Origin of the sequence: Curtobacterium sp. MCSS17_015 (genome assembly GCF_003234265.2) — a bacterium.
Lineage (GTDB): Bacteria > Actinomycetota > Actinomycetes > Actinomycetales > Microbacteriaceae > Curtobacterium.
Genome location: NZ_CP126256.1, coordinates 2,056,080 through 2,071,582, shown reverse-complemented (window position 1 = coordinate 2,071,582; position 15,503 = coordinate 2,056,080). Strand labels below are relative to the sequence as shown.

The following is a 15,503-nucleotide window of genomic DNA, read 5'->3' as shown; positions in this document are numbered from 1 at the left end:
CGCCGTGGACGTCTCCGTGGTCATCATCGACTGGCACCAGCCCGAGCTCACCCGGCGGGCCCTCGCGTCCGTGCTGTCGCAGCGCGTCGACGGCTCGGTCGAGGTGGTGCTCGTCGTCAACGAGGCCGACGACGCGACGGTCGCTCGGTACCGTGCCGACCACCCCGACGTCGTCGTCGTGGCCGAGCCGACGAACACCGGGTTCGCGGGCGGGGTCGTCCGGGGGATCGCCGCGTCCTCGGGCGAGGTCGTGGTGCTCGTCAACAACGACGCCGTCGCGGACCACGGGTTCCTCGACCGTGGGCTCGCCGTGCTCGCGGCGGCCGGGCCCCGGGTGGCCGCCGTCGCCGCGACCGCGGTCCTCGAGGGTCGGTTCGTGCCGATCGACCCCGCCACCGCTCGGTCCGCGGACGACCTCGTCGCGGCCGACGGCCGACGCTGGCGGCGGGCCGAGACCGGCCAGACCCTGGTCAACGGCACCGGCGTCGTGCTCGACCGGTCCGGCAACGGTCGTGACCGCGACTGGCTCCGCCCGCTCGACGACGCCCCGGAGCCCGCACCCCTGTTCGGGTTCTCCGGGGGCGCGGTGTTCCTGCGGCGGGGGCCGCTCACCGAGGTCGGTGGCTTCGACCCGTCCCTCTTCATGTACTACGAGGACCTCGACGTCGCGTGGCGCCTCCGACTCGCGGGCTACGAGATCCGGCACGCCCCGGACGCGGTGGTGGTGCACCGCCACGCGGCCAGCTCCGGCAGCGACTCGCCACTCGTGCGCTCCCAGAGCATGCGGAACCGGCTCGCGGTCGTGCTCCGGAACGCCTCGGCGGGCTTCGCCCTCCGGGTGGTCGTCCGGACCGCGGGTCGCCTCGTCCGCGACCTCCTGCGGCCGGCCTCGGCGCAACTCACGCCCGCAGCGTGGTGGCGACTGTGCCGGGAGGCCCCTGCGGTGCTCCGCCACGCACGTCGCGCCCGCCGTGCCGACGGGTTCGACGCAGCAGCGCGTCGGCGGGTGGAAGCGGCCCTCGCTCCCGACGTCTGAACCGACGTTCAGGTGCCGCGCCGCGGTCCGGGGTACGCGGACCACAGCGTCCGTACCGGCGAGGAGCCGGGCCTCCCGTTCGGGGGCCGATCTGGGGGCTGTGTGATCGATGTGATCCAGGTAGCCTGATGTGACCCGTGTGTTCCGGTCGTTCGTCAGGGGTCGACCGCCAGCACAGAGTGCTTCGCGCACGCCACCAACCCCGTCGACGCCCAAGGGAAGGCCCAACGACGTGAAGAAGGTCGTCGCCATCATCGCGAGCGTGCTCGCGGTCGCGAGTGTGCTGGTCGGATTCCAGCTGTCCGGTCCGAACGCCTCGCAGGACGCGGCCTCCGCCGTGACCGGTTCGTCGTTCTCGGCGGGCAACATCATCTCGGACGCGAACTTCTACGACGGCGACGCGATGTCGGCCGCGCAGATCCAGTCGTTCCTCACCTCGCAGATCGGGACCTGCGCCTCGAGTTCCTGCCTCAACGTCGGGCGGTTCAGCATGAACTCCCGCGGCAGCGACCCGATGTGCGGTGCGGTCACCGGCGGGTCGAACCTCACCGCGGCGGTGATGATCTCGCGCGTCGCGATGGCCTGCGGCATCAGCCCGAAGGTCCTCCTGGTGACGCTCCAGAAGGAGCAGAGCCTCATCAACGGCAGCGTCGCGCGCAACCCCTCGGCGAGCCGCCTCGAGCGGGCCATGGGCTACGCCTGCCCCGACAACGTCGGCGGTCGCTGCGACCCGGCCTACGCGGGCGTCGGCAACCAGGTCTACTGGTCCGCCTGGCAGTGGAAGCGCTACGGCAACCCCGCCGGCACGAGCAACTACTTCACCTGGTTCAACCCGGGCGGCGTCCGCCAGATCCAGTACAACGTGCCGGTCTCCTGCGGGACGAAGTCGGTCACCGTGCAGAACAAGGCGACCGCGGCGCTCTACTACTACACGCCGTACACCCCGAACACGGCGGCGCTGAACAACCTCTACGGCACCGGCGACTCCTGCTCGGCCTACGGCAACCGCAACTTCTGGCGGATGTACAACGACTGGTTCGGGTCGCCCACCGCCTCGTCGAAGCCGATCGGCAGGCTCGACTCGGTGGTCGACGCCGGCGACGCGGTGCGGGTGCGGGGCTGGGCCATCGACCAGACCACGACCGCCGCTGCGCGGGTGCACGTCTTCGTCGACTCGGCCGGCGCGGGCTACACCGCCGATTCCAGCCGACCCGACGTGGGCAAGGCCTACCCCGGCTCCGGTGACGCCCACGGCTTCGACCTGACGATCAACGCCGGAGTGGGCAAGCACGAGGTGTGCGCGTCCGCGATCAGCGTCGACGGCAACCGCAACCAGAGCCTCGGCTGCAAGACCGTCACGGTGACGAAGGCCGCTCCGGAAGGCCGCGTGGACTCCGTCAAGACCGTCGTGGGCGGCATCGCCGTCCGAGGCTGGACCTACGACCCGAACCAGCCGAAGACCGCGCTGACGGTGAAGGTCTCGATCGGCGGCAAGGTCACACAGGTGCCGGCCAACCGGACCCGCGCCGACGTCGGCAAGGCCTACCCCACGGCCGGGTCGGTGCACGGGTACGAGGCCACGATCCCCACCACCAGCGGTTCCCAGAAGGTGTGTGTCACCGCTGTGAACGTCGGGGCAGGCCGCGACGCCCCGCTCGGCTCCTGCACGACGGTGCGTGCGGTGGGGTCCGTGCCCGACGGTCGCGTCGACGCGGTCACCGCCGTGCCGGGCGGCATCGCGGTCCGCGGATGGGCGATCGACGGAGACACCGCGAACCCGATCAACGTCGACGTGTACGTCGATGGTGTCGGTCGCCGCATCCCCGCCAGCACCGTGCGTCCCGACATCGGCTCGGCCTACCCGGCATTCGGCTCGAAGCACGGCTACGAGACCACGCTCTCGGCGAAGTCGGGGAAGCACCAGGTCTGCGTCTACGCGATCAACACCGGGGCCGGCTCGGGCAACCCGACCCTCGGCTGCCGGACGGTCGAGGTCGGGAGCTCCCCGGTCGGACGACTCGACTCGGTGACGCCGGTCAGCGGTGGTGTGACGGTGAACGGCTGGGCGTACGACCCGGACACCGGTGCCGCCCCGATCACCGTCCGGGTCTCCGTCGGCAGCGCGGCCACCGCGTCGAAGACCGGCAAGGCACGCCCGGACGTGGCGAAGGTCCACCCAGCGGCCGGCGGGAACGCCGGGTACGTCGCGACGGTCCCCGCGCCGAAGGGTGTCTCGAAGGTCTGCGTGTCCGCGGTCGACGCGAACGGCGGCGCGGACACGACGCTCCGGTGCACGTCGGTGACGGTGCAGTAGGCCCGGATCTCCTAAGGTGGCTGGGTGCGTACTGACCCTGGGACCACCGTGCGTCCGTCCCGACGCGAACGACTGTCCATCACCGCGATCGTCCTGGCGTTCGTCGCGGTCCTCGTGGTCTGGGCGTCGCTGCAGCCGCTGTTCGGGTCACCGGACGAGATAGCCCACTGGGACGCGGCGGTGCAGCTCGCCATGGGGCACGGTTGGCCCGATCCGGCTCACCTGAAACTGCTCGCAGCGACCCGCGCCGGTCAAGCCGAGGGGCTCGGGTACCTGCAGGTCGACCGTCCGACGCTCGAAGCGCTGATCGCGTCGGCACCGGGCAACGGCTCCACGAACCAGATGACGCAGCACCCGCCGACCTGGTACGCCATGGCCGCGGGGATGCTGCACCTCATCGGGTACATGCAGCTCCGCTGGGACGTCGACCTCTACGCCATGCGGCTCATGAACGTCGCGATCCTCGGCACGCTGCCCCTGGTGGTCTGGGCCGCAGTCCGCCGCGTGACCCGGTCGCCCCGGACGGCGCTCGTCGCCGCGGCGTCGTTGTTCCTCATCCCGCAGGTCGGTTTCATCGGGTCGTCCGCCACGAACGACACCCCGGTCATCATCCTCGGTGCCGTCGTCGTGTGGCTCGTGTGCCGGGTCATCACGGGAGACCGCGGGTGGGTCACCCTCGTGGCACTCGCGATCGCGACGGCCGCGGCCGTGTCCTTCAAGGCCACGGCGCTGCCGCTCGTCCCCTTCGCCGTGGTCGCGGTGATCGTCGCTGGTCACGGCCGGGGCCGGTGGATCCGCGGCGCCGTCGTGCTCGTCGTGCCCGTCCTCGCCACCTCGTGGTGGTGGGTGCGGAACGTCCTGGTCTTCCACACCCTGCAGCCGGCCGGCCTGCCGCAGTCCATCCGGACGCTGGAGTTCGCACCCGGCGAGGGCCCCGACGTCGGTGGGTTCGCCAACACCGAGTGGAACCGGGTCATCAACTCCTTCTGGGGACAGTACGGGTTGCTGCAGTACCCGTCGAGCCCGATCGTCATCGCGACCCTCAGCGTCGTCGCCATCGGCGTCGTGCTCGTCTGGGGCTTCCGAGGGAGAACGCGGCGGACTGCGTGGTTGCTCGCCCTCCTGCCGATCCTCACGCTCGTCGCCGGATTGCAGAACAACTGGTCGACGTACTTGCGGACGACGACCATCGGCGGGATCCAGGGCCGGTACTACTTCGTGCTGGTCGGGGTCCTGGCCGTGCTCAGCGCGATCGCCTGGCGTCGCTTCGTTCGGGCCGAGGACGACCGTCGTCGCCTCGGTCGGACCGTCGTCGTGGTCGCGGCGCTGATGACGCTCTACGGCTGGTCTGTCGCCTACCGTGGCTACTACGAGGGCTTCCACCTCAAGGTGACGGGCACCGGGCTCCGACTGTTGGCAGGCCAGACGCCGATCGGCACCGTCGGCTTCGGGCTCGTCGCCGCGACCGCCCTGCTCCTGCTCGCGGTCGCGGTCGCGGTCACGGTGTCCGCACTCCGCTCACCGACGAGGATCGAGGGGCGTGCCGACCGGTCCGAGGGCCACGACGGTGCGGACATGGTCGGGGATCCGCACGAGGGCCTGACGAACGGTGCCCTCGACCACGACGATGCGCGCACGGAGACGGCACGTCGGCACGCGTAGACCGCCGTCGGTCCGACCGCCGACGACGGAGGCAGGCGATGACACCCGCCCAAGTACGACACCGTAGAGAGAACCATGGCTGACACCACCGCCCCCCGCACACTCGTCATCGTCCCGACCTACAACGAGGCCGACAACGTGGTCGACATCCTCGACCGGGTCCTCGGAGTGGTCACCGACGCGCACCTGCTCGTGGTCGACGACGGAAGTCCCGACGGGACCGGCGACCTCGTCGCGGCGCGGGCGGCCGACGACGACAGGGTGCACCTGCTCCGGCGGTCGGGGAAGCTCGGGCTCGGGACCGCGTACGTGGCGGGCTTCCGGTGGGGGCTCGAACGCGGGTACGGCCTCCTGGTCGAGATGGACGCGGACGGCTCGCACCCGGCCGACCGTCTGCCGGCCCTGATCGCGGCCGTGGTGGACGCCGACCCGGCCGACGACGTCATGCTGGCCATCGGTTCGCGGTGGACCGCCGGCGGGTCGGTCGTCGACTGGCCCAAGCACCGTGAGCTGCTCAGCCGGGGCGGGAACGCCTACGCCCGGTTCATGCTCGGGCTCGACGTCCACGACATCACAGCGGGCTTCCGCGTCTACCGGGCCGACGCGATCGCCCGGATGGCACTGGACGAGATCGACTCGAAGGGGTACTGCTTCCAGGTCGACATGACGCTCCGGGTCCACGACCTCGGGGGCGCGATCGTCGAGGTCCCGATCCGGTTCCGCGACCGCGTCCACGGGGTCTCGAAGATGAGCCAGGCGATCGTCGTCGAGGCGATGTTCCGAACGACCCAGTGGGGGCTGCAGCGGCGCTTCCGGCCGCGCACCCGACGGTCCTGATCACGGCGAGGCACAGCTGACGACGCGATCGAACCCGCCCTCGACGTACTGCACGAGTTCGGTCCGCCCGCCCGCGGTGAACGGTGTTGCGGAACAGGCAGTCTGGGCAGTGGCCAGCGTCGACGGACCGATCGCACGCCACGTCGGAAGCGTGTACAACTGGCTGCTCGCGGGAACGCTGCCCATCAGCTGTGCCCACTCGCCCGGCGACGAGTAGACCCCGACCGAGGCGCCGGTCGACCGGAACATGTCGGTCATGCCCTCGAGCGTCGCGCGGTTCAGCGCCTGCGACGACTGCCACGAGCCGTCCGTCTCCGCGTCGAGCCACCAGCGGTACGGTCCGGACGGGACGCCGCGGTCGTGGACGTCCTCGTGAGCGCGGTTCCAGCCGTACACGTACGAGCAGGCGAGTGAGGACAGACCCGCTACGCCTCCTGAGCACACGCCGTACCGGAGCGGGACCGCGACTGCGGTACCGTCCGGGTCACGGTTCGTGGTCGGCCAGGACGCTCGTGCGAGCGTCGGGTCGTCGGCGAACGCCCGACCGGGGTTCGCGGTGTTGACGTACAGCTGCGTGGTCGGCTGCGTCGTGCCGCCGCGCGACGTCGCCGCCCAGGCCAGTTGCCGCGCGAGGCACGGGTTGGTGGTCGTCGCGCGGCCTCCGTTGACGCCGACGATGCCGAACGCCTGGTCGGACGGCCAGGTCGACGGTGCTGTGCGGCACTGCGGCCACGAGAGGTCCGCCCCGACGCCGGAGCCCGCGGCGGGTGCGGTGAAGTACCCGGAGACGTCGACAGAGGTCGTCGCACTCCCCGTCGTCACCCGTACCTGGAGCCGCCTGTCGACCGCGCTTCCGTCCACGAGCAGCGGCATCACCGTACTCGAGATCGACTGCCCCTGGGCGTGCCGTTGCGTCGCCAGCGGGGTGTCACGGCCCGCTGCGGTCACCCGGACCGTACCGGTAGCCGTGGGGGCGGTCACCGTGGTGGTGGCCACGACCGCGGCCGCGACGCCGGGCACGCCGCCGACGCCGGTCACCCGGATCGTGCGCGGTGCGGACGACGCGGTGGTGGACAGGACCCGCACCGGGTCCATGGGGGTGAAGACGTACCCGGTGCCGGTCGTCGCGTAGTAGCCGGTCACATCGACGGACACGGTCGCGGTGCCCTTCGTGGTCCTCACCTGCGCCGCGCCACGGGCGAGTGCCACGACGGCGCTGTTCGAGACAGGAGTGGCGCGCTCGAAGACCTGCGTCGTCACCGCCGGGTCCTGGCCGGCCGTGCTGAGACGCACACTGCCGGCCGAGGTCTGCCGTTCGACCGTGACGTTCACGGCGACGGCGGTCGCGGTCGTCGGGACGCCGCCGCGCCCTGCGAGCGGGACGGTCACCGGCGCCGTACCGATACGGGTCCCGCTGAAGACCCGGGCGGGGTCGAGCGGGGTGAACGTCGACGAGCCGCCGGCACCGTAGAACCCCGCGACGTCGAGGAAGGCCGTCGCCTTCCCTGCGGTGACCCGGACCTGCACCGCGCCGCCGGACAAGCGGACCGTCGCGGTGTTCGCGATGCCCTGACCGGCACGGAACGACTGTGCCGACAGCGCGCTGTCGGTACCGGCGGCCGCGACCTGAACCCCACCGGCACGTGTCGGCGATGCCACCCCGACCGTGAGGACCACGGCGACGGCGTTCCGCGGCACGCCCTTCGTGCCGGCGACGGTCACTCGCTTCCACGTCGTCCCGACGGCGCCGCTGAACGCACGCGTCGCGCGCACGGGGGAGTACCGGCCGGAGGCCGGGGCGTCGGCCGCGGTCGCGTCGCCGACGGCCGCCTGTGCCGGGACCGACGGGACCGCGACCAGGCTCGTGACGAGGAGCCCGAAGATCACCATCAGGTGGTGCAGGCGCGACATGGCGGTCCTCCCGGTGCGTGGCCGTTCCCCTGACGACCCGTGGGCCTCGCGGCCACGAGCAGCTTAGGCGTGGAGGAGTCGTCTCCGCCAGGACCGGCGTCGCGCCGACACGACGAGCACCGTGACGAAGAGCATCAGGCCGGCGCCGTGCAGCAGCGTGCTCTCGGCGACGCTCGTGACGCCGAGCAGGACGAGCACGGCCGCCGGCCAGACGTACGCGACGCCGGGGTAGGTCGTGGCGGTCACCCAGGAGCGGGCGAAGGCGAGCAGCGCCGCGCCGACGAGGAGCAGCATGCCGGCGAGTCCGACCTGGAGCCAGGCGTCCACCACGACGTCGAGCCCGGAGGTGAAGCGGACGCCGGAGGGGTCGACGAAGGTGACGTAGGGGACGACGGGCTCGGTCGGCCAGGCCCCGACCCAGCCCCACCCCTGGACCGGGTGCTGCTCGATGAAGACGCGGATCTGCGACCACAGCGCCAGCCGGGTCGAGGTGCCGCCGGCCGCTCCGATCTCCGGCAGGAACCGGGCTCGACCGACGACGAGCACGACGCCGATGGCGAGCACGGTCGTGGCGAGCACCGCGTTGACGACCGGCCGCGACGCCGGCCGCGCGTGCCGGAGCGACCAGATCGCCAGGGCGGCGACGGCGAGCGCGATCATCGCGAGTCCGGTGATCGGCGACTGGACGAGCATCAGTGCGATGACCGCGAGCGCCGTCGAGGCGATCGCCCGCCAGTGCGTGACCGACCTGGTGAGGTACTCCACGACGAAGGTGACGAGAGCGGTCGCGGCGATGAAGCCCATCACGTTGCGCGTCCCGCCGATGCCCTGGATCGGTCCGCCGTAGGCGATGTCCGCGCGGATGCCGAAGGCGGGGAACGGGACGTCGAGGACGAGTCCGGCGAGCACCTCGAGACCGAGTGCGGCGACGAGCAGGATCCGGAAGGCGTCCCCGCACGCGCGGATCACCTGCACGAGGTCCCGGCCGAGCGCGAGGTAGAGCCCGAGTCCGACGAAGCCGAGCGTCTCGGCGAACCCGCGGAGCGCGACCCAGGAGTACTCGCTCCACAGCACGCTGACGCCGCAGTACGCCACGAAGGCGATCAACGACAGCGGCAGGACGCCGTGCCACTCGATCCGGTACCGCTGTCCGAGCAGGCTGAGGCCGGCGAGGACGACCAGCGTGACGAGGACGGCCCAGGTGCCGGCCGGCCCGACGAGCACCTGCACGGTCGGCTCCCCGAAGGCGAAGAGCACGATCGTCGTCGCGAGCGCCTGGCTGAAGCGGCCGCCGGCCGAGAACCCGATCCACGCGGACAGGTACCGGCGCGCGCGCACGAGTCGCGTCGTCCGGGCGTCCGTCATCCGTCCATACTGGCGCACGCTGCTCGGCTCGGCCTCCGTCATCGCGGAGCGTCGATATCGCGGATCGTCATCGGAACGCTACCGTCGGCCTGGTGGGACGCGCGGAGCGGAGCTGGTGGCCGGTGCTCGCCACGGTGGTCCTGGGCGTGCTCGCCGCGGCGACCGCGTGGGTCCGGCTCGGTCCGGAGGCACGCGGCACGGTCTGGGCGGAGGACGGCGGGCTGTTCCTCCGGGAACGCCTGGCGCTCGGTCCGATCGGCAGTCTCCTCCACCCCTACGCCGGGTACCTGCACCTGGTCCCCCGGCTCGTCGTCGACCTCGTGCTCCTGTTCCCGGTGCCCTGGTACGCCCTCGTCGTCTCCGCGACGTGCTGCCTGCTCACCGGTGCCGTCTGCGCCGGCGTGTTCGTCCTCGCCCGGGACGTCGTGCCGTCCCGGCCGCTCCGGCTGCTCCTCGCCGCGGTCCCCGTGCTCCTGCCGACCGCGCCGTGGGAGGTGTCCGGCAACGTCGCGAACCTGCACACGTTCGGCCTCGTCCTGGCCCCGTGGCTGTACGCGTACCGGGTGCGCTCGTGGTGGGGGGCCGGTGTCCTCGCCGGCGTCGCCGTGCTCGTCGGCGCGACGGAGGCACAGGCGGTGCTCTTCCTGCCGCTGCTCGTCCTCGCCTGGCTCCCCGTGCGTCGCGACGCCGGGAGCGCCCGGCTCCTGCCGCTGCCGGTGACCGTCGCGGCGCTCGCGGCCGGCGTCGCCCAGGTGGTGACGGCGCTCACCACGCCACGTGCCTCCGCCCCCGGCGACCCCACCGCGACCGACGTCGTGGCCGGGTGGCTCCTGCAGACCGTCGGTGGCCTCTGGGACGCCGACGTCGGCTCCGTGGCGGCTGCGGTCGTCGACGCAGGGTGGGCGGTGGTCGCGGTGCCGGCCGTCCTGCTGGCGCTCGTCGTCGTCCTCGGCGCCGCCGTCGCGGTGCGGACCGGCCGGTGGCGTGCCGCGGTGCTCGCCGTCGTGCTCGCGGGCGGTGCCGCGGTGGTCTGGACCGCCGCCCTGGTCGCCAACGCCTCGGCGGACGGCCGGTGGTCGCAGGCAGACCCGGGCGCGCTCCTCGCGGCGACGCCGTCCCGCTACGCGGCTGCTGCGGGCATGCTCCTCACCGGAGCGCTCGTGGTCGCCGCCGCCGTCCTCGTCGACCGTGCGCCCGGTGCCGTCGCAACCGGGCGGCGGTCTGCGATGGTGGTGCGGGCTTCCAGGCCGGGAGGCCCGACCGCGGTCGTCCGCTCGGCCCTCGGCTGGTGCGTGGTGGCGCTGGTGGTCACCTCGTGAGTGGGCAACCTGTCCACGGACACGCAGCGGAGCGACGGTCCGGCGTGGGCACCGCAGTTCGCGGGCGCCGACGCGATGTGCCGGGCTGATCCGTCCGCCGTGCTCGACGTCCGGACGCGCCCGTGGGGCGCCGAGGTGCCGTGCTCGCTGGTCCTCGGCGATCGGTGACGGGCGGCGCGCGGCCGACGCGCGGCCCGGGTCAGGGGTTCGCGGCCCAGCGGAACGCGCGCTTCGCCACCGGGGTGCGCGGGCCGTCGCCGACGGACGGCGGCTCCTCCGTCACCAGGACGATCCGCGACTTGACGGCGATGAGCGCGAACAGCACCCAGTTGCCCTGGTAGAGCAGTCGCGACTCGGCGATCGCCTGCACGAGGAGCGCGACGACGACGAGCAGCGGGAACAGCCCCACCGGGTCGAATGGCCGCGGTGCGAGGTCCGGGCCGAAGCCGGCCCGGGTCGCGCTCGACCACGACCGCGACAGCGTGGTGAGGACGTACAAGGCGAAGAGCACGAGTCCTACGACGCCGGTCTGCATCCAGACGTCCAGGGCGGCGTCGTGGGCCTGCAGGTAGGTGACCCCGTTGCGGGGCGCGAGGTCGGCCAGCAGCGGGATGCCCGGCCACCAGTACCCGATCCAGCCGAAGCCGAGCACCGGGTGCTGCTCGACGAGGCCCCAGACGGCCTGCCAGATCGTGCCGCGGCCGGTGAGGTCCGACGACCGTCCGAGCACGGCGACGAGCGTGTCCTTCGCGAGCACGACGGCGACCACCACGACCACGGTGCCGGCCGCGATCGCGAGGTACCGCGGTGTCCGCCGTTCGGTCGGCACCCGACGCATCCAGAGTGCGAGCGCGAGCACGACGGCCACCACGACCGCGGCGACGAGCACCGTCGAGGAGCGGGTCAACGCGGTCACGAGCGCGGCCACGACGAGCCACCCGATCGCGCGACCGCGGCGCATCCGGCCCTCGGCGAGCTGCACGGCCACGACGATCGCCGCGAGCAGGGCGACCATCGCCAGGAGGTTCGCGTTCCCCGGGAGGCCCTGGATCCTGCCGCCCGTCAGGAGCTCGGCCCGGGAGAAGTAGAACGCGTCGGGGACGTCCCGGTCGCCGTAGTCGGTCCAGATCGGCGCGATCGGATGGCGCACGACCACGGCGACGACCGCCTCGAAGAGCAGGGACAGTCCGAGCACCCAGCGGAACGCCAGGCTCATCGCGTCGAGGATCCGTCGCCAGGTCAGGGTGGACGCGATGGCGAAGGCGACCAGCGCGCACACCACCTGCGCGACGGTGCTGGCGAGGGTGGCGGGCCGCCAGTGCGACCAGAGCACGGAGACGAGGCACCAGGCGAGGAACAGCCAGAGCGCCCGCGGGGTGCGCTCGAGGGGCGGTCGGGCACGCGCCACGACGCTGATGCCCCACGCGCCCTCGAGCGCCCAGACGGCCGCCGCGCCGTACCAGGTGATCGTGTTCGGCACGGCGTCGCCGGCGAACAGCGTCAGCAGGACCGTGGCGGCGAGGGCGAACGCCTCGCGTTCGGGCACGGAGCCGCGCGCCAGTGGCCAGGTGTTCGTCACGGAGGACAGGCTAGTGCCGGTCACCCGCGGACCTCCCCGAGCGCGTCCGCGAGCGCGTCGCCCAGGTACGGTGCCAGCGTCGTCGCGAAGGTCGCCGTCACGTGCGTGGGGTCCCGGTGCACGACCACGCCGCCGATCACGGCCGGGCAGGTGCTGGCGGAGCAGTACCGGTCGGTGAGGTCGACGAACGCGGCACGGTCGCCGAGACGTGCCACGGCCTCCGCGGAGCCGTCGAAGGCGGACAGCGCCGCCGACCGGGGCGAGTCGCAGGCGTCGGTCGTCGGGCCGGTCATCCGTCCGAGGCAGGTGAGGACGTCGTTCCGCGCGACCGGGTTGTCGCGGATCGCGAGGACGGGCACGCCGACGTCGGTGGCGTTCCGCCAGGCGCCGACCAGACCGTCGACCACCGTGGCCTCGTTCGTGGACCCCTCGGGCACGATGACGGGGCTCTTCGTCGCCGCGTGCGTGACGACGAGGGCGTCGAGGTCCGGGTGGTCCCGCACCCAGGCGAACGCCGCCTGCTTCCACCCGTCGCAGCTCGCCGTGTAGGCGTCGGACGGTGCCTGCTGCTCGGCCGTCGTCAGGTAGCAGCCGACGTGCCCGGCGACGTCGATGCGCCAGTTCCGTTCCTCGGCGATGGCCGCGTAGGCGCTGAGCAGCGCGTTGTTGTGGGAGTCGCCGATCGCCGCGACGTGCCGGGTGTACCCCGTCGACGGGCCGAGGCGGCAGACGTTGAAGTCGGGCGTGGTGTTCGACCAGCACGCGTACCGGTTGACGTCGTCGCTGCCGGCCGCCGACGGGACGGGGACGCGCACGTCGGCGAGGCGGGGGTCGGTGCACGGGTCCGCCGTCCCCACGCCCGCGGCGGCGCCGAAGCAGGGGACGTCGCCGTCCTCGAGCGACCGCTGGTAGGCGGCCGCCTGCGTCTGCTGGACCTGCAGGGCGCCGAGCGTGGCGGCGCCGAGCGCGACGACGACCAGGGTGCTCAGGACGCCCCACACGGCCACCCGGCGCGGCGGGAGCGCGGACACCCGGGCCGAGAACCGGAGCGGTTCCTCGACGACCCGCGTGGACAGCGCCGCGACGACGACGCTGCCGACCAGGATCGCGACCTTGTCCCTCGTGCCGAGGGCGTGTCCCGTGACGATCGGCAGCAGCACGACCGCGGGCCAGTGCCAGAGGTACACCGCGTAGGAGATGCGCCCGAGCCCCGCCACCGGCGCCCACCGCCCGGGCACCGCCAGGCCCGACCGACCACCGAGCAGCACCACGAGCGTCGCACCGACCACGGGGAGCAGCGCCGCGGTCCCCGGGTAGGGGGTCGCCGACGTGATCGTCCACAGCGAGGCGACGAGCAGGGCCGCACCCAGCCACGCGCCTCCCGTCCGCACGGCGGCGGTCGTCCGCGAGCGCGGCGGCGCCGTCAGCACGGTGGCGGCCAGCCCGCCGAGTGCGAACTCCCACGCGCGCGTCGCGGTCGAGAAGTACGCGATCCCGGGAGCGGTTCGGGTCTCGACGACACACCAGACGAGGGAGAGCACGACCACCGCGCCGAGCAGCAGGCGCGCGGTGCGGACCGGGGAGTGCCCCCGCGTGCGACGGAGCGCGGCCGTCAGTACGACGAGGAGCACCGGCAGGGCGATGTAGAACTGCTCCTCGACGGACAGCGACCAGAAGTGCTGGAACGGGGACGGGTCGTTGTCGGAGGCCAGGTAGTCCACCGAGTCGGAGGCGAGCTGCCAGTTCTGCAGGTACACCGTCGACGCGATCAGCTCGCGGCCGTACTGCCCCCAGAGCGTGCTCGGCACGAGGACGAGCACGGCGGTGCCGGTGGCCAGCAGCGTCAGCGCCGCGCCGGGCAGCAGCCGCTTCGCACGCCGCGCCCAGAACGTGCCGAGGGCGATGCGTCCGGTGGCCACCTGTTCGCGGAGCAGGTGTCCCGTGATCAGGTACCCGGAGATCACGAAGAACACGTCCACGCCGACGAAGCCGCCGGGCACCCGGTTCGGCCAGAGGTGGTAGACGACCACGGCGAGGACCGCGAACGCCCGCAGCCCCTGGACGTCCCACCGGGTCCGGTCGGCGCGGTCGGGGACGGTGCGGGTCGGTTCGGCCATCCCGGAGAGTCTATGTATCGCGGATCGTGCACGTGCCCTCCGGGACGGTCGTGCCGGATACGCTCGTGACATGTTCCTCGGCATCACGAACACCCCTCGCGACTACGCCTGGGGGTCGGTCTCCGCGATCCCCGAACTGCTCGGACGGACCGTCACCGGCGTCCCGCAGGCCGAACTCTGGCTCGGCGCCCACGCCGGCAGCCCCAGCGTGGTGGTGAACCCGGCCATGGTGGGTGGTGCCGACACCGTCCTCGACTGGATCACGGCCGAACCGGAGACGGCGCTCGGTCCGGACCGCGCCGGCCTGCCGTTCCTGCTCAAGGTCCTCGCCGCCGCGGCCCCGCTGTCGCTCCAGGCCCACCCGACGCCGGAACAGGCCCGCGAGGGCTTCGAACGCGAGGAAGCCGCAGGGGTCCCGCTCGACGACCCGGGCCGCAACTACAAGGACCCGTTCCCGAAGCCCGAGCTCGTCGTCGCGTTGAGCGACCGCTTCGAGGCGCTGAGCGGCTTCCGCCCGGTACCCGAGGCGCTCGCCGAGGTCGAGGCGCTCGACGGCGGCTCCGGTCGTCTCGGGCCGCTCGTCGTGCACCTGCAGCACGGCCTCGAGGACACGGTGCGCTGGCTCGAGGAGGCCGACGACTCGGCACGGGCGGTGATCGGCGCGGTCGGGCACCTGGCGACCGGAGCCGTCGCCGCCGCAGGTCCGGACGGCACGGTCACGCCCAACACCGCGACCGCGGCCGACCTCGCCCGCGCCTACCCGGAGGACCCGGGCGTCGTGGTGTCCCTCCTCATGCACCGCGTGACGCTCACCAGGGGCGAGGCCATGTACCTGCCCGCCGGGAACATCCACGCCTACCTCGACGGCCTCGGCATCGAACTGATGGCACCGTCGGACAACGTCCTGCGGGGTGGGCTGACCCCGAAGCACGTCGACGTGCCGGAGCTCCTCCGGGTCCTCGACTTCACGGCGCACCCGGTGCCCCTGCTCGAGCCGGAGCACCTCGCCCCCGCGGTGGACCGCTTCGCGCCGGCGGGGGTCGGCTTCGCGCTGCTCCGCGTGACGGGTGACGGGCGGCCGGCCGGTCCCGGCGCCGGCGGGACCGCGCCGCTCCACGGACCGTCCATCGCGATCTGCACCGAGGGTGTCGTCACCCTGGTCGGCGCCCGCACCGCGACGCTCCTGCGTCGCGGGGAGTCCTGCTACATCACGCCGGACGAGGGCGACGTGACGGTGGAGGCGGACGCCGGCAGCGGGACCACCGGGACCGTGTTCATCGCGACGGGCGCGTAGGCCGACCGCCACCGGCACGGCGGCGGTCGGCCCGACCACCGCCGGGCCCCCGCCGCCCGTTCCGCTAGC

General features: G+C 72.9%; 10 protein-coding genes. 6 read left to right on the top strand and 4 right to left on the bottom strand.

The window, feature by feature from the left end:
• Positions 1-4: 4 nt before the first annotated feature.
• From DEJ18_RS09650 to DEJ18_RS09635, 4 genes are all read left to right on the top strand, one after another.
• Positions 5-1,036 (top strand): glycosyltransferase family 2 protein, encoded by a 1,032-nt coding sequence (locus DEJ18_RS09650; protein ID WP_111211003.1) that lies wholly within the window; start codon positions 5-7, stop codon positions 1,034-1,036.
• Between the two features lie 232 nt (positions 1,037-1,268).
• On the top strand, positions 1,269-3,350 hold the full coding sequence (locus tag DEJ18_RS09645; protein WP_111211004.1) for a hypothetical protein: 2,082 nt from the start codon (positions 1,269-1,271) through the stop codon (positions 3,348-3,350).
• Between the two features lie 24 nt (positions 3,351-3,374).
• Positions 3,375-5,012 carry a DUF8201 family protein gene (locus DEJ18_RS09640; RefSeq protein ID WP_111211005.1) on the top strand — a complete coding sequence of 546 codons (1,638 nt, stop codon included), beginning with the start codon at positions 3,375-3,377 and terminating at the stop codon, positions 5,010-5,012.
• Between the two features lie 75 nt (positions 5,013-5,087).
• Positions 5,088-5,849 carry a polyprenol monophosphomannose synthase gene (locus DEJ18_RS09635; protein ID WP_111211006.1) on the top strand — a complete coding sequence of 254 codons (762 nt, stop codon included), beginning with the start codon at positions 5,088-5,090 and terminating at the stop codon, positions 5,847-5,849.
• Here the strand turns inward: DEJ18_RS09635 and DEJ18_RS09630 are convergent, their stop codons facing one another.
• Positions 5,850-7,760 (bottom strand): glycoside hydrolase family 25 domain-containing protein, encoded by a 1,911-nt coding sequence (locus DEJ18_RS09630; protein ID WP_111211007.1) that lies wholly within the window; start codon positions 7,758-7,760, stop codon positions 5,850-5,852.
• Between the two features lie 63 nt (positions 7,761-7,823).
• A complete protein-coding gene (locus tag DEJ18_RS09625) occupies positions 7,824-9,125 on the bottom strand; it encodes an O-antigen ligase family protein (protein ID WP_181434239.1) in 1,302 nt (433 codons plus the stop codon).
• A 92-nt stretch (positions 9,126-9,217) separates the two neighbouring features.
• Here DEJ18_RS09625 and DEJ18_RS09620 point away from each other — a divergent pair, with 92 nt between their 5' ends.
• Complete coding sequence (locus DEJ18_RS09620) at positions 9,218-10,444, top strand: hypothetical protein (protein WP_111211009.1); 1,227 nt, start codon at positions 9,218-9,220, stop codon at positions 10,442-10,444.
• A gap of 199 nt (positions 10,445-10,643) precedes the next feature.
• Here DEJ18_RS09620 and DEJ18_RS09615 read toward each other — a convergent pair whose 3' ends face one another.
• Positions 10,644-12,023, bottom strand: coding sequence for an O-antigen ligase family protein (locus DEJ18_RS09615; RefSeq protein ID WP_111211010.1), 1,380 nt, complete (start codon positions 12,021-12,023; stop codon positions 10,644-10,646).
• Positions 12,024-12,043: 20 nt separating this feature from the next.
• A complete protein-coding gene (locus DEJ18_RS09610; RefSeq protein WP_181434240.1) occupies positions 12,044-14,140 on the bottom strand; it encodes an acyltransferase family protein in 2,097 nt (698 codons plus the stop codon).
• Between the two features lie 70 nt (positions 14,141-14,210).
• On the opposite strand from DEJ18_RS09610, the gene manA reads away from it, so the two are divergent.
• Positions 14,211-15,434, top strand: coding sequence for a mannose-6-phosphate isomerase, class I (gene manA, locus DEJ18_RS09605; RefSeq protein ID WP_111080689.1), 1,224 nt, complete (start codon positions 14,211-14,213; stop codon positions 15,432-15,434).
• Positions 15,435-15,503 lie beyond the last annotated feature (69 nt).

Coding starts and splice junctions, on each gene's coding strand:
- DEJ18_RS09625 (WP_181434239.1), bottom strand. CDS start 9,125: ATGACGGACGCCCGGACGACGCGACTCGTGCGCGCGCGCCGGTACCTG.
- manA (WP_111080689.1), top strand. CDS start 14,211: ATGTTCCTCGGCATCACGAACACCCCTCGCGACTACGCCTGGGGGTCG.
- DEJ18_RS09610 (WP_181434240.1), bottom strand. CDS start 14,140: ATGGCCGAACCGACCCGCACCGTCCCCGACCGCGCCGACCGGACCCGG.
- DEJ18_RS09635 (WP_111211006.1), top strand. CDS start 5,088: ATGGCTGACACCACCGCCCCCCGCACACTCGTCATCGTCCCGACCTAC.
- DEJ18_RS09630 (WP_111211007.1), bottom strand. CDS start 7,760: ATGTCGCGCCTGCACCACCTGATGGTGATCTTCGGGCTCCTCGTCACG.